Origin of the sequence: Streptomyces sp. NPDC059875, assembly GCF_042731085.1 — a bacterium.
Classification (GTDB): Bacteria; Actinomycetota; Actinomycetes; order Streptomycetales; family Streptomycetaceae; genus Streptomyces.
Map to the genome: position 1 here is coordinate 102,635 of NZ_JBHWJZ010000008.1, position 22,413 is coordinate 125,047.

A 22,413-nucleotide genomic window follows, 5' to 3' on the forward strand; every position below is an offset into this window, starting at 1 on the left:
ACGATATGCGCACCTCGCGAGGGAGCCGTTCAGGGTCGCGGCGTCAGCTCGCGTACATCACGCCGGTCGCGAAGGAGGTGTCGCAGACCGGGCGGGAGTAGGACTGGGCGCGGGTGGGGCCGTAGTGCCGCACGGCCGCCTTGCCGAGGGCGCGGGCGATGGACATGCAGTGCTTGGCGAGCGACGGGCTGTTCTCGACCTCGCGCTGGAGGTGCGTCAACGCGGTGCCGGGGTCCTTCTCCTGAAGCTCTGCGAGCAGGCGGTCGCGCAGAATATCCTGCGGAGCACGGGACTTGGCGGGGACGGAGACGTCCTCCGAGGACGCGGTGAGCATCTGGGTCCCGGAGGCCTGACCGGCCCACGGAACGGCGGACACCGCGAGCGTCCCGGAGAGCACCAGGACGACGGGCAGGACGAGAGCGAGAGAGCGGCCGATTCGGCGGGCAGTGTGCGTCACGCAGGCGAGCGTAGCGGCCGGTAGTGATATGGCGACATTTAGTCACTCTCGCGGGGGATGGTTCGAAGCGGCTTTTCGAATCCCGTGTTGACGAAGGTGTCCGAAGTGACGGTTGTGCCGGGGTATTTGTCGACAAGGGCGAACGGCCCCGCATCTGCAACAGATGCGGGGCCGTTCAGCGGCTGCTCGGGGGCGCAGGGTCAGTCGGAGAGACGCTCACCCGTCGAGGTGGAGAAGACGTGCAGCTCGTCCGGGCGCGGCACGACGTGCAGCGTGGAGCCCTTCTCCGGCACGGCACGGCCACCGACACGGACGACCAGGTCCTTGTCCTCGGAGCCGACACGCGCGGAACCGTAGACGTAACCGTCGGCGCCGAGCTCCTCGACGACGTTCACGGAGACGGCCAGGCCCTCCTTGCTGGTGGCACCCGAGACGTCGAAGTGCTCGGGGCGGATGCCGACCGTGACGGTCGTGTCGCCCTTGGCGGAGGCGGCGGAGAGCGCGTCACGGGAGACCGGGACGACGCTGTTGCCGAACTTCACACCGCCCTCGGTGATCGGCACCTCGATCAGGTTCATGGCCGGGGAGCCGATGAAGCCGGCGACGAAGAGGTTGGCGGGACGGTCGTACATGTTCCGCGGCGAGTCGACCTGCTGGAGCAGACCGTCCTTCAGCACGGCCACGCGGTCGCCCATGGTGAGGGCCTCGACCTGGTCGTGGGTGACGTACACCGTGGTGATGCCGAGCCGGCGCTGGAGCGACGCGATCTGCGTACGGGTCGACACACGGAGCTTGGCGTCGAGGTTCGACAGCGGCTCGTCCATGAGGAACACCTGCGGCTCACGCACGATCGCGCGCCCCATGGCGACACGCTGCCGCTGACCACCGGAGAGCGCCTTCGGCTTGCGGTCCAGGTACGGCGTGAGGTCGAGGATCTTCGCGGCCTCTTCGACCTTGGCGCGGATCTCGCTCTTGTTGACGCCGGCGATCTTGAGCGCGAAGCCCATGTTGTCGGCGACGGTCATGTGCGGGTACAGCGCGTAGTTCTGGAACACCATCGCGATGTCCCGGTCCTTCGGCGGCAGGTGCGTGACGTCGCGGTCACCGATACGGATGGAGCCGCCGTTGACGTCCTCCAGACCGGCGAGCATGCGCAGGGAGGTCGACTTGCCGCAGCCGGAGGGCCCGACGAGGACGAGGAACTCGCCGTCCTCGATCTCGATCTCGAGCTGGTCGACGGCGGGCTTGTCGGAACCCGGGTAGAGCCGGGTCGCCTTGTCGAACGTGACAGAAGCCATGGTGATGTGTCCCTTCACCGGCAGGAACGTGCCGGACGATCCGTTGTAAAGGAAGGATGGGTCTAGTCCACCGGAGTGAACTGTCCGTGACGCTACCTTGGCGATGTCCGATCTGTCAGCAGTCGGAGGCGGAGAGATTTTCGAGGGGGCGGCTCGACGGAGGCAGAGCACCCCACTTGTGACCTGGCGTCTCTGCGAGGTAGAGCGCGTGATTTTTGGCCCTGCCACGCACGTGACGCTTCCTGCTTCAACACCCATTGCCGATCCGGTGCGACCCTGGGGGCTGTACCGGGCCGGTCTCACACGGGCTCCACGGGCATTCCGGCCGACGGCCCGTCGGTCCGTACCGCACTTTCGTCCTACGCGGCCGGGACAGCGTCCGGCAGCTCCGATGCCCGGATCACCGAAGGCGCTGACCTGCCCGGTGGCAAGGCAGCCGCCACCAGCCAGTACAGCCGCATCCCCTCGTCCCGGAGGTTCACGGCCGCGTTCTTGTCCCTCCCGTGCATGACACCGCACTCACCGCAGACCCACTCCCGGACCGACACGTCCAGTCGAGGCCCCTTCGTGTGACAGGCCGAGCAGCGGCGTGTCGACGGGAAGAAGCGATCCACGATCACCAGCGTCCGGCCGTACCACTTGCACTTGTAGCGCAGCTGCCGCAGCAGCTCACCCCAGGCCGCATCTCTGATCGTCTGATTCAACTTCGCCTTCCGGCGACGGCCCTTCCCGACGGCCGGACGCATGAGATCGGCGATGGGCAGGTCCTCCACCACGAGCACTTGGTTCTCGCGCACGAGGCGGGTGGTGAACTGATCCAGCAGGTCCCTGCGGACATCGCCGATGAGTGAGTACAGGCGCGCGATGCGCTCCCTGGCCTTCCCCCGGTTCTTCGACCCCCTCTTCTTTCGATGCAGCGCCCGCTGGCGGCGGGCCAGCTCCTCCCCGTACTTCTTCAACAGACGTGGATGCTCAAGTACCGAACCGTCGTCCAAGGTCACCAGTGCCGCCAGGCCCAGATCCAGCCCCACCGCCTTCGGCTCGCACCCACCAGGCAGGAACGCCGGCCGCAGAGGCTCGATCCGCTCCTCGACCAACACCGAGAGGAAGAAACGCCCGGCGCGATCCCGCGTCACGTTCAACCGCACCGGTACCTGACCCGTGGGCAACGGGCGCGACCAGCGGATGTCGAGCGGCGATGACTGCTTCGCCAGCGTCACCAGACCCGTACCCGGTCGCTCCGGATCTTCCACCCACCGAAAACCGGTCCGCACGTACGTCGCCGAATCCCGTGACCGACCCTTCTTCTTACGCTTCGGGTACTTCGCCATCTGCTTGAAGAACCGCGAGAACGCCCCGTCCAGATGCCGCAGCGCCTGCTGCAACACCGTCGACGACACCTCCCGCAGCCACTCCCTCCCGTCCTCCCGTTTCCAGCCCGTCAACGCCCGGCAGGTCTCCGCGAACCCCACCGACACGCGGTGCTGCTCCCAGGCGCCCGACCGCAAGGCCAGGCCCTCGTTGTAGACCCACCTGCAGGCACCGAAGGTCTGGAGCAGCTGCTCGGCCTGGTTGGGGGTGGGGTAGAAGCGGTAGCGGTAGACACGCTGCTGTGTCCCGGGCTCCTTGGCCCGGCGCTGCATCGGCACCGCCGCGCGAGCCTGATGCTTGCGTCGGTCGCCAATACCCAGCGCTTCCCGCTTCACGCGCTTGGCCTCGGCGCCGACGACACGTACCGCCGTCTCCTCCGGTGCCTCCGTCATAGCCCCTCCCGCCCTGCTGTCCGATAGTCGGAACGGCACTCCAGTCCGATCAACGAACGTCTGGTCGGGTGGTTACGGCGGTCGTGAAGTTCTTGGCTGGCAGTTCGCGGTGCTGTGTAGAGTGGGGGAGCCCCTCGCGCGCGGGCGAAGCGCGCGATGCCGCCTTAGCTCAGTTGGCAGAGCCACTGCCTTGTAATCAGTAGGTCGCCGGTTCGATTCCGGCAGGCGGCTCCAGCAATCTCGTGTCCCGGACCACTCAGGTCCGGGACACTTGTGCGTTACGGGGGCATATCTGGCTGGGGTGTTTCTGGGGAGGGGTGCGGCCGATGAGTCGGCGTTCCAGTGGGTTGATCGGGGCCTGGGCAGAGGCGCAGCGGTTGGCGCAGCGGGAGCGGGAGGGGCAGCTTCAGGCGGTTGTGCGGCAGCAGCGGGACGCGGAGCGGGCGCAGCGGGCGCATGAGCGTGATGTGGCGCGGATGCAGCGGGAGCAGCGGGTCGCGTATCGGCAGCATCGTGATGCGGATGCGTTGCGGCGGACGCGGGAGCTGGACGAGCGGGTCGAGGTGTTGTCGGGGCTGTTGGCTCGGGGGTGTCGGGCTGCGGCGTTCAGTGTGGAGTCGATGCGGCGGCCGGAGGAGATCGAGCCGTTCGCGCCGGGGGCGCTTGCTCAGCCGGTGGTGATGCCGGACCAGCGGAACTATCAGGCGCAGGGTGGCTGGACGGCGTCGGGGCGGGCGCAGGCGGAGCAGGAGGCGCGGGCGCGGTTCGAGCGGGATTGGTACGCGGCGCAGGCGGCGGAGGGGCAGCGGCAGCAGCAGTTGGCGGCGTATCGGCGACAGTACGACGAGTGGGCTGCGGGGCGGCTGGCGGAGATCCGGGATCACAACAGCGGGATCGCGGGGATGGTGGAGTCGCTGCGGGCAGGGGACCCGGAGACCGTGGTCGAGTTCTTCTCGGCGGTGTTGTATGCGGCGGCGGCTTGGCCGGAGGGGTTTCCGCGGCAGGTGTCCGCTGCGTACGACCGTGCGGCTCGGGGGCTGGTGCTGGACTGGGAACTGCCGGGATACGACGTGGTGCCGGAGGCCAAGGGCATCAAGTATCTGCCCAGCACGGACCAGGAGAAGGAGGTCCCGCGGCCGGTGACGCAGCGGCGGGCGTTGTATCGGGATGTGGTGGCGCAGAGTGTGCTGCTCGCGGTGCGTGAGCTGTTTGCCGCCGACCGGTTCGGGGTCCTGGATGGTGTGGCGCTGAACGGGGTCGTGGATGGGGTGGATCCGGCGACGGGGTTGGCTGCGCGTGTCTGTGTGGCTTCGGTGATGGTGGAGCGTGCTGTTTTCGACGGGCTCAATCTTGAGTTGGTCAGTGCGGTGGATTGCCTGACGGGGGCGCTGGCCGGTCGGTTGTCGGCGAAGCCCGATGAGCGGGTGGCCGTGCAGCCTCTCCTGGTGCCGGAGCAGGTGGGCTCGGGGGTGGTCTCGCACGGGGAAGGTGAGGAGCCTGATCTGTTGGCGATGGATCCGATCGCGTTTGAGGGACTGGTGGCCGAGTTGTTTCGGGCCCGGGGGCTGCAGGCGGTGACGACGCGGCGGTCCAACGATGGCGGTGTGGATGTGGAGGCGCTGGATCCGGATCCGATCAGTGGTGGGTCGATCATCGTGCAGGCGAAGCGGTATCGGAACACGGTGCCGCCGAGTGCGGTGCGTGATCTGTACGGGACGGTTCAGGGGGCCGGTGCGAACAAGGGGGTGCTGGTGACGACGTCGGGGTTCGGTCCGGGGTCTGTCACCTTCGCCAATGGGAAGCCGCTGACTCTGATCTCGGGAGTGGAGCTGGTGGATTTGCTCCATCAGCATGGATTGCGCGGGCGGCTGGGTTCTGGGGAGCCGGTTGCAGTGCCGGTGGCGCCGGAGTCTTCGCCCGAGGCGGCCGAGGACTTCAATGTGCTGGGGATGGTGTGGTCCGGTTCGGTGGCGCTGGATGTGTGTGCGCTGGTGTGTGAGGGGAGTCGGGTGCTGGGGGATGAGTACTTCGTCTTCTTCAACAACCGGGTGACGCCCGATGGCTCGGTGGCGATGGTGGCGGCGCCGTCGGGGGACAAGGCGGCGCTACGGGTGGGGTTTGACGCGTTGCCCGAGCGCGCGGACCGGCTGGTTCTGGTGGCGGCGATCGATCCTGAGGTGAATCCGGAGGCGGATCTGGCGGGGTTCGTCGATGCGGGGGTGAGGCTGCGCGACGATTCGGGGGTGGAGCTGGATCGGTTGGAGGTGTCGGAGGGCCGCGTGGGGGAGACGGCGCTGGTGTTGGGTTCGTTTCGGCGGAGGGCGGGGGGCGACTGGGATTTCGTGCTGGGCGGGAAGGGTTACCGGGGCGGGCTCGAGGAGCTGGTGGGGGACTTCGGTATCGAGGTGGAGTGAGGGTGCGGCCCGGGTCGGTTCGACCGGCCCGGGCCTTCGTTCGGCGTCAGCGGCCGGAGAGGCGGTCGGCCAGTTGGGCGATGCGGGACGTTGTCGCTGTGTGGGTGGTGGATTCCTGGCGGTCGGCCGTGCGGTAGGCGGCGTACATCGTCTGGACGCCGAGCCAGCGCAGGGGTTCCGGTTCCCATTTGCGGACCTTGTGGTTGACCCAGGGGAGTGTGGTCAGGTCCGTGGGGCCGGACTGGCCGGAGTCCTGTTGGATCAGGTCGCGCAGGGTGCGGGCGGCGAGGTTGGTGGTGGTGACGCCTGAGCCGACGTAGCCGCCGGCCCAGCCGAGGCCGGTGGAGCGGTCGAGGGTGACGGTGGCGCACCAGTCGCGGGGGACGCCGAGGACGCCGGACCAGGCGTGGGCGATGCCGAGGCCGGCGAGGGAGGGGAAGAAGCGGATGAGGATCTCGCGGAGGGCCTCGATGGTCTGGGGTTGGGTGCGGCCGTCGTTGTCGGTCTTGGAGCCGTAGCGGTAGGGGACGCCGCGGCCGCCGAGGGCGATGCGGCCGTCGGCGGTGCGCTGGGCGTACATGTAGGCGTGGGCCATGTCGCCGAGGGTTTCGAGGCCGTTCCAGCCGATGGATTCCCATTGGGCGTCGGTGAGGGGCTCGGTGGCGATCATGGAGGAGTTCATGGGGAGCCAGGTGCGGCGCTGGCCGGCGAGGGAGGCGGTGAAGCCTTCGGTGCAGCGCAGGACGTACGGGGCGCGGACGGTGCCGTACGGGGTGATCGCGTGCTTGGGCTTGATCTCCGTGACGGGGGTCGATTCGTGGATGGTGACGCCGAGGGCTTCGACGGCGGCGGCGAGGCCCTTGACGAGTTTCACGGGGTGGAGGCGGGCTCCGTGGGGGGTCCAGCTGGAGCCGACGGCGCCGGTGACGCGGATGCGGTCGGCGGTTTCGCGGGCGCCGTAGAGTTCGCGGTCCTTTTCGCCGAAGGCGAGCTCGACGGTGTGGAAGTCCTTGAGGCGGGCGAGCTGGGCGGGGGAGTGGGCGATCTCGAGGACGCCGCCTTGGTGGATGTCGGCGTCGATGCCTTCCTCGGCCGCGGCGCGGATGACTTCGGTGACCGTTTCGTTCATGGCGTGCTGGAGGCGGACCGCTGCTTCGTGGCCGTGGAGTGTGGCGTAGCGGTCGCGGCCGGCGATGCCGTTGTAGAGCCAGCCGCCGTTGCGTCCGGAGGCTCCGTAGCCGCAGAACTTGGCTTCGAGGAGGGTGATGTTGAGGAAGGGGACGGCCTTCTTGAGGTAGTAGGCGGTCCAGAGGCCGGTGTAGCCGCCGCCGACGATGCAGACGTCGGCGGTGGTGTCGCCGGGCAGCGGCTCGCGGGGGGCGGGGGTGCCGTCTTGTGCGTACCAGAACGAGATGCCGCCGTTGACCGTGCTGCTCATGGTGTTCCTCGATGCGAGTCATGCGTACGGAGAGGTGTGGGCGGGAGGTTACTGGATGGGTTGGGGGCCTTGGGCCCTTGGATCGGGGTCTTTCGGCGGCGGGGTGGGCGGGGGGTGCGCGCCTAGGTTCGGGGGTGCGGATTTCGTCGTTCCGAAAGGACCGTTTCATGCCCGTACGCAGGAGGGTTCGTGCTGTCGTGGCGCTGGCCGTGGCCGGGGTCGTCGGGCTTGCGGGGGTGGGGTGTTCGGCTTCGTCCGTCGAGGTTGCGAGGGTGGCCTCGGCCGGTCTGTCGACCGTGGTGGAGGGGCCGAGGATCGTTGTCGGGGAGGCGAAGGCGCCGCACACGGTGCGGGTGTATCTGGATCCGCGGTGCAGCTACTGCGCGAGGTTCGAGGAGGGCGGGGGCGTGGCGCTGGCGGAGGCGGCGGCCGCGGGGAAGGTGCGGATCGAGTACGTCGTGGCGTCGTTCCTGGACGCGCGGACGGGGGGTACGGCGTCGGCGCGGGCGGCGAACGCGTTGCGGGCGTCGGTGGAGGCGGGGAAGTTCGTGGAGTACCAGGCTGCGTTGTTCGCGGGTGGTGGGGCGGAGGATCCGTTGCGGGTGGCGGATCGGGTGGAGGGCTTGCGCGGGGCGGTGTTCGACCGGGCGGTGCGGGAGGAGACGTACAAGGGGTGGGTGGCGTCGGCTGAGCGGGCGTTCGAGGAGTCGGGGGTGGGTGGGACGCCGACGGTGCTGATCGACGGGGAGGCGGTGGCGGCCGGGAACGCGTTGTACGACCAGGAGGGTTTCGCGCGGGTGTTGAGGGATGCGGGGGTGTGAGTCGTCTGAGACGCGGGTCACATGGGGGTGTGTCACAGGGGGTCGGGCTGTCTCGTCTCAGGGGGTGTAGGCACGGACGACGACGGAGGAGCACACCATGGACGCGCGACTGAACTTCCTGACCAACCCGGCCGCGGGCAAGGCCATCAAGCACCTCATGGCCGCGGGCAAGGCGATCACGGACTCGTCGCTGCCGGCCGCGACGCGGGAGCTGGTGTCGCTGCGTGTGAGCCAGATCAACGGCTGCGCCATGTGCATCGACATGCACACGAAGGAGGCTGCCGCCGCGGGGGAGACTTCGGTGCGGCTGCACCTGGTGGCGGCGTGGCGGGAGGCGACGGTGTTCACCGAGGCCGAGCGTGCCGCGCTGGAGCTGGCGGAGCAGGGGACGCGGATCGCGGACGGGGCGGGCGGGGTCGGTGACGAGGTGTGGGCGGTTGCGGGCAAGCACTTCGACGAGGATCAGCTCACCGCTCTGGTGTTTCTGATCTCCTTCATGAACGCGGCGAACCGGCTGAACGTCATCACCCAGCAGCCGGCCGGCCACTACGTGGCCGGGCAGTTCCACTGAGAATCGGATCGGGGAAGAGGGGGGTCGGCGTGAGCAAGGTCGAGGAGTTCGAGGAGCTGCGGCCGCTGCTGTTCTCGATCGCGTACCGGATTCTGGGCAGTGTGAGTGAGGCCGAGGACGCGGTGCAGGAGACGTGGCTGCGCTTCGACGGCTCGGGGACCGTGCCCACGTCGACCAAGGCCTTTCTGTCGGCCGCGGTGACCCGGATCTCGATCGATGTGCTGCGTTCGGCGCGGGTGCGGCGGGAGGAGTACGTGGGGCCGTGGTTTCCCGAGCCGTTGCTGAGTGATCCGTACGAGGATCCGGCGCGGTCGGTGGAGCTGGCCGACTCGGTGTCGATGGCGGCGCTGTTGCTGTTGGAGCGGCTGAGTCCGTTGGAGCGGGCGGTGTTTCTGCTGCGGGAGGTGTTCGGCTTCGGGTTCGACGAGGTCGCCTCGGCGGTGGGGCGTTCGGAGGCGGCGTGCCGGCAGTTGCTGGTGCGGGCGCGGCGGCACATGGAGGCGGGGCGGCCGCGGTTCGACGCGGACCGGCGGGAGCGGCAGGAGTTGGCGACGCGGTTCTTCGACGCGTTGAGGGACGGCGATGTGGGCGGGCTGCAGGATCTGTTGGCCGCGGATGTGCAGCTGGTCGGGGACGGCGGCGGCAAGACTCCGCAGTTGGCCAGGACGGTTGTGGGTGCGGAGAACGTGGCGCGGCTGTTGGGTGCGTTCTTCCCGTGGTTGATCCGGGTCGATGTGACGTTGGAGCCGTCCGAGGTCAACGGCCAGCCGGGCGCGATCCTTCGTGACCGGGACGGCGGGATCCTGCAGGCGATGGTCCTCGATGTGCTCGACGGGCGGATCCAGGCGGTCCGGTCCGTGAGCAATCCCGACAAGCTCGGCCACTTGGGGCCGGTGGCGGACGCGTGGGCCACCCACGACGAGGTGAAGCAGGTGCGCCGTCAGGCGCACTGATCGCGGGGGCCTTCGATGTACGGGGTGGCGTCGCCGGTCCTGCGGACGGGGAGTCCGCGCTGGGCGGGGAGCAGGTGCTCGTCGCACGGGTGCTGCTGGCCCGGGCGGGGTGATCGGGTGCAGGCTGGGGGCATGATTCGTACTGCCACACCTGCCGATGTCCCCGCGATCCACGCGATGGTCCGTGAGCTCGCCGCGTACGAGAAGGCCTTGGACGAGGCCCGTGCGACGGAGGAGCAGCTGCGCGAGGCGCTGTTCGGGGAGCGTCCGGCGGCGTTCGCGCACATCGCGGAGTCGGACGAGGGCGAGGTGGTGGGCTTCGCGCTGTGGTTCCTGAACTTCTCGACGTGGCGAGGGGTGCACGGGATCTACCTGGAGGACCTGTACGTGCGGCCGGCGTGCCGGGGTGGCGGGTACGGGAAGGCGTTGCTGCGGGAGTTGGCGCGGATCTGTGTGGAGCGGGGGTACGGGCGTCTGGAGTGGTCGGTGTTGGACTGGAACACCCCGTCGATCAACTTCTACAAGTCGCTGGGGGCGAGGCCGCAGGACGAGTGGTCGGTGTACCGGTTGACCGACGAGGCGCTCGAGTCGTTGGGGGCGCGGGGGTAGGGACGTGCCGGCGGGCGCGGGGCCTTGCCCGCCTCCGCCTTCACCGGGTCCGGGCAGGCTCCTCTCAGGTGACGGGAGCCGACGACGGCCTCAGTCCCTGTGGACGGTCGGCGAATGCCTTCTCCGAGTCGACCTCGTAGCAGACGTTGATGCTCGAGTCCCCCAGGGTCGTGTCGACGTAGCGCTGGACGTCTTCGACGGACTTCGTCTCCCAGAGGCACGTCACCGCGGATCCTTCGACGTGCGGGTAGAACTGCAGCACCCGGGTGCCGTCGGGCGCTCCGGTGCCGTCGATGAGGGCCTGGCCGCGGGGAAACGCTGTTTCCGGATTCACTATCTTGTGCTGGGCCACGACGTACATGCGGTCCTCCTCGTCTGCCATCGCCCTACCTGGGGTCAGCCCCCGTCGGGGGACGTGGGCGTCAGGCCTGCGGGGCCGGGAGGTAGAACTCCAGCGCGATGTTGTCCGGGTCCTTGAAGTTGAGATGGAGCCCGGCCGGGTCCTCGACGACGGCGGAGTGGGTGATGTCCTGCTCGTCCAGCCGGGACTCCCAGGCCTCCAGCGCGGCCCGGTCGGCGACGTGGAAGGCGACGTGGTCCAGGCCGACCCGTGTCGGGTCGAAGACGTCCGCCTGGGACGTCGTCCCGTGGTTGCGGAAACCAAGGACGAAGGCGGGGGAGGCGACGGCCGTGAAGGGGCCGAACTCGTCTTCCACATCGAGAACTGTCTGGGTGTCAAACAGGCGGTTGTAGAAGTCCGCGCTTCGTTTCACGTCGCTCACTGTCAGAGTGAGGTGCCCGATTCCAGGGGCTTCAGGCATCGACGTCACCTCCTCACGGCGCACTCTGCCCTCCGATTCTACGCCGCGCGGTAGTCCGTGTATGGCACACGGTTCGCCGGGTCCTAGGGGATCAGGACCACCTTGCCGATCGTGCCCCGGGTCTCCAGGGCGTGGTGGGCCGTTGCCGCGTCGGCGAGGGGGAAGCGGTGGACGGCGGGGCGGAGGGTGCCTGCGGCGGCTGCGGCGAGGGAGGCGAGTTCGAGGTTGCGGACGTCGCCGCCCGCCTTCTGGATCATGACGGGGCCGAGGACGCTCTCTGAGGTGATGCCGCGGGTGGCGAGTTCCTCGGCGGTGAAGGTGAGCGGTTCGCCGTCGTGGGGACCCTTGCCGGACCAGCCGAAGACGACGTGGTGGCCACCCTTGCCGAGGAGGTCGACGGCGGCGCGGCCGGTGTCGCCGCCGACCGAGTCGAAGACGACGGTGGCGGTCCGCCCGTCGAGGAACGTACGGACCTTCTCCGGCCAGTCCGGGAGCTTGTAGTCGACGGCGAGGTCGGCGCCGTTCTCCCGTACGAGGGCGACCTTCTCGGGGCCGCCGGCGAGGCCGATGACGGTGGCGCCGGCGTTCTTGGCGTACTGGACGAGGAGGGTGCCGATGCCGCCGGCGGCGGCCGGGACGACGGCGATGGAGTCGGGGCCCAGGTCGGTGAACTGGAGGATGCCGAGGGTGGTGCGGCCGGTGCCGATCATGGCGACGGCTTCGGCGTCGCCGAGGGTGTCGGGCAGGGCGTGGAGCCTGGTGGTGTCGACGACGGCGAGTTCGGCGTAGCCCCCGGGGGCCAGGCCCAGGTGGGCGACGACGCGCTTGCCGAGCCAGGTCGGGTCGGTGCCCTCGCCGAGCGCGTCCACGGTGCCGGCGACTTCGCGGCCGGGGATCGTGGGGAGCTCGGCGGGGGCGGGGAACGGCCCGGTCCGGCCCATGCGCAGGGCGGTGTCGAGGAGGTGGACGCCGGCTGCGGTGACGGCGATCCGTACCTGACCGGGGCCGGGGACGGGGTCAGCGGTCTCCTCGTAGGTGAGGTTCTCGGCGGGGCCGAAGGCGTGGAGGCGGATGGCGTGCATGGCGGACTCCCCGAAATGTCGGTCGGTGGGTTACGGGCACCAGCCTCCGACCTCAAGCGGACTTGAGGTCAAGCCTCTTCGTGCGCAGCGCCAGCGAGACCGCCTCGACGGCGCTCGTGAACGACACCTCCGACAGCACTCCGGGCGCGGCGACCTGGTCGCCCGCGAGGTAGACGCCGTCGCCGCGGTCGATCGCGGGGCGGTCGCGCCAGGTGGTGCCGGGGCGGTCCAGCGCTCCCGTACGGCCGGCGCAGACGGCCTCGCGGCGCCACACCGTGCGCTCGCGCCAGCCGGGGAAGCCGAGGTCGAGCAGGCGCTCGGCGTGGGCGACGCCGTCGGCCTTGGAGGCGTCCGGTCCGATGGGGAGCTGGGCCTGGATCAGTTGCTCGCCGGCCGGGGCGAGGGAGGGGTCCTGGGCGGTGAAGCGCTCGATCCAGCCGGGTGCGTCGAGGTCCGAGACGACGAACGGGTCGCCCTTGCGCGTGCGCAGCGCCAGGTCGAACAGGACGGTGCGGCCGCTCTCCCAGGTCAGGCCGGGGTCGCCGAGGAGCCGGCCGGCCGCGGCGAGGGAGGTCGCGACGACGACCGGGCCGTCGGCGAGCGGCAGCTCGTCGAGCCGGGACGACATCTCGATCCGTACACCGAGATCCCACGCGCGCGAGGCCATGCGGTCGATCAGCTGCCCCCAGCCGCCGCGGATGTAGTGCGCCTCGGGCGGCATCGCGGCGGCCGCCCGGTGCAGCCGCTCCTGGACGAAGCGGGCGGAGAGCGCGCCGGGGTCGTGGTGGAAGAGGGCGACTGCGCTGTACGCGGCGGCCTGGCGGGCGGCCTCGGGGCCGGCGACGCGGGTGGCCCAGGTGTGGAAGTCGGTGTCGACGGGGGCCTGTTCGGCGGTCCGGAGGGTGTGGCGGAGGAAACCGAGGGGCGGGGTGCGGCGCAGGGCTCCGGCGTGGTGGAAGCGGAAGCGGGCGGCTTCGCGCAGCGGCAGGGGCGCGAGCGGGCCGAGGAGATCGCGCTGCGTGAGCCAGGTCCAGTGGGGGCCGCGGTTGTAGATCGCGTGCGGGCCCTCGTTGGTGCGGTACGGGCCTTCGGCCGTACGGGCGCGGCCGCCGAGGGTGTGGTGGGCCTCGTGGAGGGTGACCGCGGCCCCGGTCTCGGCGGCGGTGATCGCGGCGGTGAGTCCGGCGAATCCGCCGCCGATGACGGTGATGTGCTTCCTGCTGCGCTGCATGTGGTGCTCCCTCGTGTCGGTCTTACGGAGGGGACGGGGGAGGGGGCGCGGTTTGTGACATCGGGGCGTTGTCAGTGGCGTACGTCACGATGGGGGCATGGCGACAGGGAAGAAGAAGGTGGCGGGTGCGCGGCGGCCGGAGGTGCGGTTGCCGCCGCTCGTCGCGTACGACGGGGGGCTCGAGCCGGACGGGGACTACGACGGGCTGGAGTTCGCGGGGCTCGATCTGACCGGGCAGGACGGGGGCGGGGCGCGGTTCCTGGACTGTGGGGTGTGGGACTGCGGGGTGGACGGGACGCGGCTGTCCGGGGCGCGGGTGCTGGACTCCGTGCTGCGGGGGATACGGGGCGTGGGCACGGACCTGGCGGGGGCGTCGCTGCGGGACGTGGAGGTGGTGGACGCGCGCCTCGGGGGGACGCAGTTGCACGGGGCGGTCCTGGAGCGGGTGCTCGTCCGGGGCGGGAAGATCGACTATCTCAATCTGCGGACGGCGAAGCTGAAGGACGTCGTCTTCGAGGGGTGCGTGCTCGACGAGCCCGACTTCGGGGGCGCGGTGCTCGAACGGGTCGAGTTCCGGGACTGTGTGCTGAAGGGGGCGGACTTCAGCGGGGCCCGGATGAAGGACGTGGATCTGCGGACGGTGGAGCGCCTGGAGATCGCGCGCGGGGTGGACGCCCTGTCGGGCGCGGTGATCAGTACGGCGCAGCTGCTGGACCTGGCTCCGGTGTTCGCGGCGCAGTTGGGGGTGCGGGTGGAGGACTGACGTACGGACTCGGCTACGGAGTACCGATGACGAAGTACCGGTTACGGAGTACCGGTTACGCGAGTCGGGGGAAGCGGGCCTGGAGGTCCCAGACCACCGGGTTGTCGCCGAGGCCCTCGTGCATGTCGGTGAGGTCGGCGATCAGGTCGTGCAGGAAGTCACGGGCCTCGCGGCGCAGTTCGCGATGGCTGAAGGTGAGCGGGGGCTCGTCGCCCGGCATCCAGTCGGCCTCGACGTCCACCCAGCCGAAGCGCCGCTCGAAGATCATGACGTCGGAGGACTCGGTGAAGTCGAGCTCGGCGTACTGGGGCTTCGAGGACCGGCTGCCGCGCGGGTCGCGGTCGAGCTGCTCGACGATGTCGCACAGCGCCCAGGCGAAGTCGAGGACCGGCACCCATCCCCAGGCTGTGGACACCTCGCGGTCGGCCTTGGGGTCGGCGAGGTACACGTCCCCGCAGAACAGGTCGTGGCGCAGGGCGCGGACGTCCGCGCGGCGGTAGTCGGTCTGCGGGGGGTCGGGGAAGCGACGGGAGAGGGAGTAGCCGATGTCGAGCACGTCGTCGATGGTCCCACGCGCCCGGGACTCCGTCGCCCGCCCGGGACCCCGTCGCCCGCCCGGGGCCACCGCGCGGGCGGGACCACCGAGCGGGCGGGGCCCGTCGTCAGGTGCGCGTGCGGGCGGCGAGGAGGGCGCGGGCCATGCGGGGGCCCAGCCAGCGCTTGAAGCGGCGCAGGGGTTCCAGCTGCTCGGCCACCCGGTCGATCCGGTAGTAGAGCTGCGGCGGGACGTGGGGGAGCAGGGGCGAGTGGCGCTGGCCCAGGAGCGCGAACATCTGGCGCGGCTCCAGGCGCATGTAGCGGGGGAGGTTCTCGTACCACTGGGCGCTGTAGCGGGCCGCGCTCTGGGCCGACAGGAGCTCCGCGCGCCGCCGCCGCCCGTACCGGGTCAGGGCGGAGTCGAGGTCGCCGGCGGGGTCCCCGGCACGGGTCCCGCCGTCCCGCAGGGCGTCCGCGAGGGCGAGGGCGTCCTCCAGGGCCAGGGTGGTGCCGGCGCCGATCGAGTAGTGCGTGGTGTGGGCGGCGTCGCCGAGCAGGACGAGGTTGCCGCGGTGCCAGGCGCGGTTGGTCAGGGTGCGGAAGTTCAGCCACTGCGCGGCGGCCTCGTCGTCCTGCGCCCGGCCGATCAGCGCCTGGCCGTCCAGGAGGTCGGTGAAGATCTTCTCCAGGACGTTCAGGGTGTCCGCCTCGGACATCCCGTCCAGGCCGAGCCCCCGCCAGGTCTCCGGCGAGCACTCGACGACGCACGTGGACTGCTCACCGCTGAAGCCGTACGCGTAGCACCAGATCCAGCCGTGCTCGGTCTCCTTGAAGGCGAAGCTGAAGGAGTCGAAGACCTTGGTGGTGCCGAGCCAGATGTAGTGGTTGCGGCCGGTGGCGACCTCGGCGCCGAAGTGGGCGGCGTGGGCCTCGCGCAGCACGCTGTTGACCCCGTCGGCCGCGACGACCAGGTCGGCGTCCGCCAGTTCCGGGGCGTCGGGGCCGCTGATCCCGTGCTCGAACGCGACCCGCACGCCGAGCGATTCGGCCCGCTCCGCGAGGAGGGTGAGCATGCGGCGGCGGCCGATGCCGAAGCCCTCGTCGCCGCGGTGGACGGTCCGCTCGTCGCGGACGATGGCGACGCCGTCGGTCCACCGGACGGAGGCCTCGTCGATCGCGCGCGCCGACTCCGGGTCGCCGGCCCGCAGCTTGTCCAGGAGCCCGGCCCAGTAGGTCACGCCCCAGCCGTATGTGGAGCCGGCCGGGTTCCGTTCGTAGACGGTGATGTCGTGGGACGGGTCCTGCCGCTTCATCAGGATCGAGAAGTACAGGCCGGCGGGCCCGCCGCCGACGCAGGCGATCTTCACGTGCGCTCCCACTCAACGAACTCAAACGAGACGAACTGACACCCTGCGATGGATCGGCAACGCAGAGTAGCAGCGTCAGGGGAGCAGGCGCTGTTCCTTCGCCACGGCGACGGCGCCCGCACGTGTGTCCACGCCGAGCTTGGCGTAGATGCGGCCCAGGTGGGTCTTCACGGTCGCCTCGCTGATGAAGAGCGCGCGGGCGATCTCGCGGTTGGCGAGGCCGTGCGCGAGCTGGCCGAGGATGTCCCGCTCGCGGTCGGTCAGGGTGGGCCCGGCCGCTCCCCGCATCCGGTCCATGACCCGGCTGGCCACTGGCGGGGAGAGGGTCGTACGGCCCTGGGCGGCCGAGTGGATCGCGGCGAACAGCTCCTCGGGGCGCTCCGCCTTCAGGAGGTAGCCGGTCGCGCCGGCCTCGATGGCGCGGGTGACGTCCGCGTCCGTGTCGTACGTGGTGAGGACCAGGACGTGCACGCCGGAACCCGCCCCCGCGATCCGGCGGGTCGCCTCGACGCCGTCGATGCCGGGGCCGAGCTGAAGGTCCATCAGGACGACGTCCGGGCGCAGTTTGGCGGCCATCGCGACCGCCTCCTCGCCGCTGCCGGCCTCGCCGACGACCTCGATGTCGGGGGCGCTGCCGAGCAGGGCGAGCAGCCCGGCGCGGACGACGGCGTGATCGTCGCAGAGCAGGATCCGTACCGTCACGAGGGGACCTCCAGAGGGATGGCGACGGACAGCACCGTCCCCTCGCCGGGCGTGGACTCCACGGTGAGTGTGCCGCCGAGCTGCTCGGCCCGCACCCGCATCGCGGGCAGGCCGTGGCCGCGGACGCCGCTGCGGCGGGCGGCCCCGGCGTCGAAGCCGCGGCCGTCGTCGGCGATGTCGAGGACGACCTGGTCGTCGAGGTACGTCAGGGTCAGGGCGGCTGAGCCGGCGGCGGCGTGCTCGCGGACGTTGGCGAGCGCGCCCTGTGCGATGCGCAGCAGCGCCGACTGCACGCGTTCGGGCAGCGGGACCGGGGCGCCGTCGACGCGGAACGCGGCGGACTCGCGGCCCGCGAGGGTGCGCAGCGCCTCCTCCAGGCCGCCGCCCTCGGCGAGGTCGGCCGGGGCGAGGTCGTGGACGAAGCGGCGGGCCTCGGCGAGGTTGCGGTCGGCGATGGACTCGGCCGTACGGACATGGCGGCGGGCGGTCGACGGGTCGCTGTCCCAGGTGCGTTCGGCCGCCTGGAGCAGCATCTGCTGGCTGGACAGACCCTGGGCGAGGGTGTCGTGGATCTCCATGGAGAGCCGCTGGCGCTCCGCGAGGGTGCCCTCGCGGCGCTCGGTCGCGGCCAGTTCGCGCCGGGTGCGGATCAGGTCGTCGATCAGCGCCCGCTGGCGGTCCGCCTGGCGTTGCGCGTGGATGAAGACGGCGGTGGCGATCGCGGCGACGGCCGGCGGGGCGACGACGAGGTTGGGGTCGAAGCCGTCGTCCGAGAGCTGGGCCTGCGCGGTGACGACGAAGGCGGTGAGGAGGGTGACCAGGACGAGGGCGGCCCGGGGCCGGAGGGTGCGCAGGCCGGTGTAGAAGAGCGGGACCGCGCACCAGGCGAAGCTCGGCGCGAGGACCACCAGGACCATCCAGACCGCGACGACCGTGAACAGCCAGGCGATCCGGCGGGGGGTGGCGCGGGTGCCGAGGACGGGCCCCAGGAGGTACAGGGCGGCGAGGGCGCCGGAGAGGGCGACGATCCAGGGGCTGCGGTCCTCCCAGGGGTGGCGCAGCAGGAAGCGGGCCAGGGACGCGCCGAGGAGGAGGAAGAAGGCGACGTGCATGACCCGCGCCAGCCAGCGGGCGTCCGGGTCCTGCTCCACTGCGCGCCTCCTCTGACCTGGGGATACGTACCCATCCTGGCCCGGGAGGACCACGGGGGCATCAACCGATCGGCTGACAGCCCCGTCGTCCATCATGCGCGACGGGGGCAGCCGGTCCGTGGACCGTACGGGCCCGGAAACGGCCGGAGGATCGATGGCAGAGCGAACGAACGACACGCCTCGCCCACCGCCACAGCCTCAGAAGCCTCAAGGAGCCCTCCATGAAGAAGAAGATCCTCTTCGGTGCCGCCACCGTCGCCGTCGCCGCCGGTACCTTCGGGGCCGTCTCCGCGAACGCCTCCGCCCCGGCCGCCGCTCCCGCCGTCGCCGCCAAGGCCGACGCGACGGACAAGAACCTCCAGCAGACCACGCACCTGACGATCGAGGCCGCCACCAAGGCCGCGCAGGCCACCCTGGACGCCGCCGAGGACGAGAACCAGCGCGTCACGGTCGCCGTCGTGGACCGCAACGGCAACACCATCGTGACCCTGCGCGGCGACGGTGCGGGCCCGCAGTCCTACGAGTCCGCCGAGCGCAAGGCGTTCACCGCGGTCTCCTGGAACGCCCCGACCTCCGTGCTCGCGGAGCGCCTCGCCCAGGCCCCGAACCTGAAGGACATCCCCGGCACCCTGTTCCTCGCCGGCGGCGCCCCGGTGACCGTCAAGGGTGCGCCGATCGCCGGCATCGGTGTCGCCGGTGCGCCGAGCGGCGCCCTGGACGAGAAGTTCGCGCAGGCGGGTGTCGCGGCGCTCGCCCAGTAACACCCCTGCGTGCGCTCGCCGAGCACGTCCCGCGATCAGGACTCGGTGCCGCCCGGACCCCCGCCGGGCGGCACCGATCCCGTACCCCTGCCTAAGATCGGCAAGTGGATGTACGCAGCCGAGCCGCCCTGGCCGCCGTCGCCGCGCTGCTCGTCCTCGCCGGCTGCACCGGCGGTGGCGAGGACGGCGGGGGCGTCGGTGTGGACGTCGGCGGGGTGCGCGGCACCCCCGGCGCGGCGGGGCTGCGCGACCCGTTCTTCCCCAAGCTCGGCAACGGCGGCTACGACGTCACGCACTACGCGCTCGACCTCGCCTACGACCCGCGGAGCGGTCGGCTCGACGCCACCGCCATGATCACGGCCCGTGCCGGCCAGGACCTCAGCGCCTTCAACCTCGACCTCGCCGGCCTCACCGTCGCCTCCGCCTCCGTCGACGGCGAACCGGCCGCCGTGAACCGGGCCGGGAACGAGCTGACGATCCGGCCGCACGAGGACATCGACAAGGGCGCGGTCTTCCGTACGACGATCGCGTACTCGGGGGTGCCCGAGACGATCACCGACGCGGACGGCTCGCGGGAGGGCTGGCTCAGGACCCAGGACGGGGCGGTCGCGCTGGGCGAACCGGTCGGCTCGATGACCTGGTTCCCCGGCAACCACCACCCGTCCGACAAGGCGACGTACGACATCACCCTCACCGTGCCGCAGGGGACGCAGGGGATCTCCAACGGCGTACGGACGTCCGAGCGGACCGCGAACGGCCGGACCACCTCCGTCTGGCACTCCGCCGAGCCGATGGCGAGCTACCTCGCGACCGTGGGCGTCGGGCGGTACGAGACGAAGGTGTCGGCCACCCCCTCCGGGCTGCCCGTGCTCACCGCCGCCGACCCGTCCGTCGCCGAGAAGAGCGCCCCGCTGCTCGACCGGATCCCCGAACTCCTCGCCTGGCAGGAGGAGAACTTCGGGCCGTACCCGTTCTCCGCCACCGGTGCGATCGTCGAGCGGACCGGCGACGCCGGCTACGCGCTGGAGACCCAGACCAGGCCCGTCTTCCCCGAGGACTCCCTGACCCCCGAGATCCTCGTGCACGAGCTGGCGCACCAGTGGTACGGCAACTCGGTGACGCCCGCGACCTGGCAGGACATGTGGCTGAACGAGGGCTTCGCGGTGTACGCGGAGTGGCTGTACGCGGAGGACTTCGAGTCCGTTCCGGCGCAGGTGAACTTCGAGGCGGCCTTCGCCGTCGACGCCAACTGGGCCTTCCCGCCCGCCGAACCGCCGGCGGCGGAGAACCTCTTCGACCCGCCGGTGTACCAGCGGGGCGCGATGGTGCTGCACAAGATCCGGCAGCAGGTCGGCGACGACACCTTCCACGAGATCCTGACCGGCTGGGCGGCGGAACACCGTCATGGGAACGCCTCCACCGACGACTTCACCGCGTATGTGGACGAGGTGGCGGGCGAGGACCTCGACGAGGTGTGGGACGTGTGGCTGTACGGGGACGGGCGGCCGAAGAGCTCGGGTTAGCGGGGAAGAGCCCCGGCGCGGTCGTCGCGCCGGGGCTCTCCTGGTGTTCCGTACGTCAGAGGCGACGTCTCAACGGTCGCCTCTCAACGGTCGCCTCTCAGCGTTCGCCTCTCAGAGGTCGCGTCTCGGCGGTCGGCGTCTCAGAGGTTGACGCCGAAGTCGCGGGCGATGCCCTCGAGGCCGGAGGCGTAACCCTGGCCGACCGCGCGGAACTTCCACTCCGCGCCGTTGCGGTACAGCTCGCCGAAGACCATCGCGGTCTCGACGGCGGCGTCCTCGGAGAGGTCGTAGCGGGCGATCTCGCTGCCGCCGGCCTGGTTGAGGATGCGGATGTACGCGTTGCGGACCTGGCCGAAGTTCTGCGAGCGGTTGACCGCGTCGTAGATGGAGACCGGGAAGACGATCTTGTCGACGTTCGGGGGCAGCGCGGCGAGGTTGACGTTGATCTGCTCGTCGTCGCCGCCGCCCTCGCCGGTGCGGTTGTCACCGGTGTGGACGATGGTCTGGTCCGGGGTGGCCTTGTTGTTGAAGAAGACGAAGTGCGCGTCGGAGGCCACCTTGCCGGCGCCGTCGACGCCGATGGCGGAGGCGTCGAGGTCGAAGTCGGTGCCGGTGGTCGTACGGACGTCCCAGCCGAGGCCCACGGTGACGGCGGTGAGGCCCGGGGCCTCCTTGGTCAGGGAGACGTTGCCGCCCTTGGAGAGGCTTACAGCCATGGGAAGTGCCTTTCTTCGTGACCTTCGTGATGTCGTCACACGGGATAACGCGGACGGCGCCCTGCCGGTTCCACGGTGCGGGACCGGTGCGAAAACAGGATGACGGGTGGGAGCCGCTCCGGGGAACATGGATGGCATGTCCGGTCCGTATTTCATCCGCGGCTCCGTCTCGCTCCCCGAGGCCGAGCTCATGTGGCGTTTCTCGCGGTCGTCGGGGCCGGGCGGGCAGCACGTCAACACCAGCGACTCGCAGGTGGAGCTCCGCTTCGACCTGGCGTCGACGGAGGCGCTGCCGGAGGTCTGGAAGGCGCGCGCGCTCGAACGCCTTGCGTCGCGCATGGTCGGCGGGGTGGTGACCGTCCGCGCGTCGGAGCACCGCTCGCAGTGGCGCAACCGGGAGACGGCGGCGGTCCGCCTCGCGGCGCTGCTCGCGGAGGCGACGGCGCCACCGCCGAAGCCGCGCCGGGCGACGAAGATCCCGAGGGGGATCAACGAGCGCCGCCTGCGGGTCAAGAAGCAGCGCTCGGAGACGAAGCGGGGGCGGCAGGGGCGCGACTGGGGCTAGGCCCCGCCCCTGTGTGAGCGTCAGCCCAGGCGGCGGTACTTGCCCCTGAAGTACGTCAACGGCGCGCCGTCGGAGGACGGGAACGACGCCGTCAGGACACGGGCCACGACCAGGGTGTGGTCGCCGGCCACCACGCGGTTCTCCGTGCGGCACTCGAGGGTCGCCAGCGCGCCGCCCACGAGCGGGGCGCCGCTCTCCTCGCCACGGGTGTAGGGGACGTCCGCGAAGAGGAGACGGTCGCTCACCCGGCCCTTCATCGCGAAGCGGCCAGCGATGTGACGCTGGCTCTCGGAGAGGACCGAGACCGCCCAGACCGGGACCTCCGCCAGCAGGTCGTCCATGCGGGAGCCGTTGCGGAGGCTGACGAGCACCAGCGGCGGGTCGAGGGAGACGGACATGAAGGCGGTCGCCGTCATGCCGACGTCCTCTCCGCGCGGACCGTCGTCGGGGTCGTGGGCCGTCACCAGCACCACACCCGCCGCGAGGCGGGACATCGCCGCCCGGAACTCGTCGTTGCTCACCCCCTCAGCATGAGGGATCGCCAGATCCGAGGCGGGGGGCGGGGCGGGGGTCGTCGTCAGCACACCCCGCACGCTAGCCGCGCCCCGCGCCCCCGGCATCGGGCCCTGGGACCACTCCGGTCCCCCTCGCCGGACCTAGGACCTCCGCATCGGACGCCGCTCCCGGAGCCGTACCGCACCGTTCTCTTTGCGTTCAAGAAAGAACGGGAGCGCTTTCCGGCACCCCCTGCAACGCTTCATCACCTGTTGTGACTTGAGTCACAAGGGGCAGTATTTGTTGACCCTGTGTACCGGGTGCACAGCTCGCTGTGATTCAGTGGCAAGGACAATGCAGCACGAGAGCCGATGA

Annotated in this window: 23 protein-coding genes and 1 tRNA gene; 10 read left to right on the forward strand and 14 right to left on the reverse strand. The window is 70.7% G+C overall.

Features of this window, described 5'->3' with window-relative positions:
* Window positions 1-43: 43 nt before the first annotated feature.
* From ACFV9D_RS12540 to ACFV9D_RS12550, 3 genes are all read right to left on the reverse strand, one after another.
* A complete protein-coding gene (locus ACFV9D_RS12540; RefSeq protein WP_385144543.1) occupies window positions 44-457 on the reverse strand; it encodes a hypothetical protein in 414 nt (137 codons plus the stop codon).
* A 200-nt stretch (window positions 458-657) separates the two neighbouring features.
* Window positions 658-1,755, reverse strand: a complete 1,098-nt coding sequence (locus tag ACFV9D_RS12545; RefSeq protein ID WP_385144545.1) for an ABC transporter ATP-binding protein — start codon at window positions 1,753-1,755, stop codon at window positions 658-660.
* Between the two features lie 359 nt (window positions 1,756-2,114).
* Window positions 2,115-3,518, reverse strand: a complete 1,404-nt coding sequence (locus ACFV9D_RS12550) for an RNA-guided endonuclease InsQ/TnpB family protein (RefSeq protein WP_385144547.1) — start codon at window positions 3,516-3,518, stop codon at window positions 2,115-2,117.
* A 158-nt stretch (window positions 3,519-3,676) separates the two neighbouring features.
* On the opposite strand from ACFV9D_RS12550, the gene ACFV9D_RS12555 reads away from it, so the two are divergent.
* Together ACFV9D_RS12555 and ACFV9D_RS12560 are read left to right on the forward strand one after the other, a co-directional pair.
* A tRNA-Thr gene (locus ACFV9D_RS12555) sits at window positions 3,677-3,752 on the forward strand.
* Window positions 3,753-3,844: 92 nt separating this feature from the next.
* Window positions 3,845-5,932 (forward strand): restriction endonuclease, encoded by a 2,088-nt coding sequence (locus tag ACFV9D_RS12560; protein ID WP_385144549.1) that lies wholly within the window; start codon window positions 3,845-3,847, stop codon window positions 5,930-5,932.
* Between the two features lie 46 nt (window positions 5,933-5,978).
* Here the strand turns inward: ACFV9D_RS12560 and ACFV9D_RS12565 are convergent, their stop codons facing one another.
* Window positions 5,979-7,370, reverse strand: coding sequence for an NAD(P)/FAD-dependent oxidoreductase (locus ACFV9D_RS12565; protein WP_385144551.1), 1,392 nt, complete (start codon window positions 7,368-7,370; stop codon window positions 5,979-5,981).
* 167 nt (window positions 7,371-7,537) lie between these two features.
* On the opposite strand from ACFV9D_RS12565, the gene ACFV9D_RS12570 reads away from it, so the two are divergent.
* The 4 genes from ACFV9D_RS12570 to ACFV9D_RS12585 all read left to right on the forward strand — a co-directional run bounded on the left by ACFV9D_RS12570 (window position 7,538) and on the right by ACFV9D_RS12585 (window position 10,324).
* Entirely contained in the window at window positions 7,538-8,191 is a 654-nt protein-coding gene (locus ACFV9D_RS12570) for a DsbA family protein (protein WP_385144553.1), read from the forward strand.
* A 97-nt stretch (window positions 8,192-8,288) separates the two neighbouring features.
* Window positions 8,289-8,762 (forward strand): carboxymuconolactone decarboxylase family protein, encoded by a 474-nt coding sequence (locus ACFV9D_RS12575; RefSeq protein WP_385144555.1) that lies wholly within the window; start codon window positions 8,289-8,291, stop codon window positions 8,760-8,762.
* A gap of 29 nt (window positions 8,763-8,791) precedes the next feature.
* Entirely contained in the window at window positions 8,792-9,715 is a 924-nt protein-coding gene (locus ACFV9D_RS12580; RefSeq protein WP_385144557.1) for an RNA polymerase sigma-70 factor, read from the forward strand.
* A gap of 132 nt (window positions 9,716-9,847) precedes the next feature.
* Entirely contained in the window at window positions 9,848-10,324 is a 477-nt protein-coding gene (locus tag ACFV9D_RS12585) for a GNAT family N-acetyltransferase (RefSeq protein ID WP_385144559.1), read from the forward strand.
* Window positions 10,325-10,388: 64 nt separating this feature from the next.
* On the opposite strand, the gene ACFV9D_RS12590 is transcribed toward ACFV9D_RS12585, so the two are convergent.
* The 4 genes from ACFV9D_RS12590 to ACFV9D_RS12605 all read right to left on the reverse strand — a co-directional run bounded on the left by ACFV9D_RS12590 (window position 10,389) and on the right by ACFV9D_RS12605 (window position 13,458).
* Entirely contained in the window at window positions 10,389-10,706 is a 318-nt protein-coding gene (locus ACFV9D_RS12590) for a hypothetical protein (protein WP_385144561.1), read from the reverse strand.
* 40 nt (window positions 10,707-10,746) lie between these two features.
* Window positions 10,747-11,145 carry a VOC family protein gene (locus tag ACFV9D_RS12595; RefSeq protein ID WP_385144563.1) on the reverse strand — a complete coding sequence of 133 codons (399 nt, stop codon included), beginning with the start codon at window positions 11,143-11,145 and terminating at the stop codon, window positions 10,747-10,749.
* An 83-nt stretch (window positions 11,146-11,228) separates the two neighbouring features.
* Complete coding sequence (locus ACFV9D_RS12600; protein WP_385144565.1) at window positions 11,229-12,227, reverse strand: zinc-binding dehydrogenase; 999 nt, start codon at window positions 12,225-12,227, stop codon at window positions 11,229-11,231.
* A gap of 52 nt (window positions 12,228-12,279) precedes the next feature.
* Complete coding sequence (locus ACFV9D_RS12605; RefSeq protein ID WP_385144567.1) at window positions 12,280-13,458, reverse strand: NAD(P)-binding protein; 1,179 nt, start codon at window positions 13,456-13,458, stop codon at window positions 12,280-12,282.
* Between the two features lie 97 nt (window positions 13,459-13,555).
* Between ACFV9D_RS12605 and ACFV9D_RS12610 the strand changes: the two genes are divergently transcribed.
* Window positions 13,556-14,221 carry a pentapeptide repeat-containing protein gene (locus ACFV9D_RS12610; RefSeq protein WP_385144569.1) on the forward strand — a complete coding sequence of 222 codons (666 nt, stop codon included), beginning with the start codon at window positions 13,556-13,558 and terminating at the stop codon, window positions 14,219-14,221.
* Window positions 14,222-14,276: 55 nt separating this feature from the next.
* On the opposite strand, the gene ACFV9D_RS12615 is transcribed toward ACFV9D_RS12610, so the two are convergent.
* The 4 genes from ACFV9D_RS12615 to ACFV9D_RS12630 form a co-directional block, all read right to left on the reverse strand.
* Window positions 14,277-14,777 carry a hypothetical protein gene (locus tag ACFV9D_RS12615; RefSeq protein ID WP_385144571.1) on the reverse strand — a complete coding sequence of 167 codons (501 nt, stop codon included), beginning with the start codon at window positions 14,775-14,777 and terminating at the stop codon, window positions 14,277-14,279.
* A 106-nt stretch (window positions 14,778-14,883) separates the two neighbouring features.
* A complete protein-coding gene (locus ACFV9D_RS12620; protein WP_385144921.1) occupies window positions 14,884-16,125 on the reverse strand; it encodes an FAD-dependent monooxygenase in 1,242 nt (413 codons plus the stop codon).
* Window positions 16,126-16,200: 75 nt separating this feature from the next.
* The gene (locus ACFV9D_RS12625; protein WP_385144573.1) at window positions 16,201-16,827 is read right to left on the reverse strand and encodes a response regulator; all 627 of its coding nucleotides are present in this window, start codon (window positions 16,825-16,827) and stop codon (window positions 16,201-16,203) included.
* Window positions 16,824-17,939 (reverse strand): sensor histidine kinase, encoded by a 1,116-nt coding sequence (locus ACFV9D_RS12630; protein WP_385144923.1) that lies wholly within the window; start codon window positions 17,937-17,939, stop codon window positions 16,824-16,826. Before ACFV9D_RS12630 ends, ACFV9D_RS12625 begins: the two co-directional genes overlap by 4 nt.
* A gap of 260 nt (window positions 17,940-18,199) precedes the next feature.
* Here ACFV9D_RS12630 and ACFV9D_RS12635 point away from each other — a divergent pair, with 260 nt between their 5' ends.
* Window positions 18,200-18,739, forward strand: a complete 540-nt coding sequence (locus tag ACFV9D_RS12635) for a heme-binding protein (RefSeq protein ID WP_385144575.1) — start codon at window positions 18,200-18,202, stop codon at window positions 18,737-18,739.
* A 104-nt stretch (window positions 18,740-18,843) separates the two neighbouring features.
* The gene (locus ACFV9D_RS12640; protein ID WP_385144577.1) at window positions 18,844-20,262 is read left to right on the forward strand and encodes a M1 family metallopeptidase; all 1,419 of its coding nucleotides are present in this window, start codon (window positions 18,844-18,846) and stop codon (window positions 20,260-20,262) included.
* Between the two features lie 140 nt (window positions 20,263-20,402).
* On the opposite strand, the gene ACFV9D_RS12645 is transcribed toward ACFV9D_RS12640, so the two are convergent.
* Window positions 20,403-20,978: a TerD family protein gene (locus ACFV9D_RS12645; protein WP_385144579.1), complete on the reverse strand. Its 576-nt coding sequence runs from the start codon at window positions 20,976-20,978 to the stop codon at window positions 20,403-20,405.
* 127 nt (window positions 20,979-21,105) lie between these two features.
* Here ACFV9D_RS12645 and arfB point away from each other — a divergent pair, with 127 nt between their 5' ends.
* A complete protein-coding gene (gene arfB, locus ACFV9D_RS12650; protein WP_385144581.1) occupies window positions 21,106-21,543 on the forward strand; it encodes an alternative ribosome rescue aminoacyl-tRNA hydrolase ArfB in 438 nt (145 codons plus the stop codon).
* Window positions 21,544-21,563: 20 nt separating this feature from the next.
* On the opposite strand, the gene ACFV9D_RS12655 is transcribed toward arfB, so the two are convergent.
* Complete coding sequence (locus ACFV9D_RS12655; RefSeq protein WP_385144583.1) at window positions 21,564-22,127, reverse strand: flavin reductase family protein; 564 nt, start codon at window positions 22,125-22,127, stop codon at window positions 21,564-21,566.
* Between the last annotated feature and the right edge of the window lie 286 nt (window positions 22,128-22,413).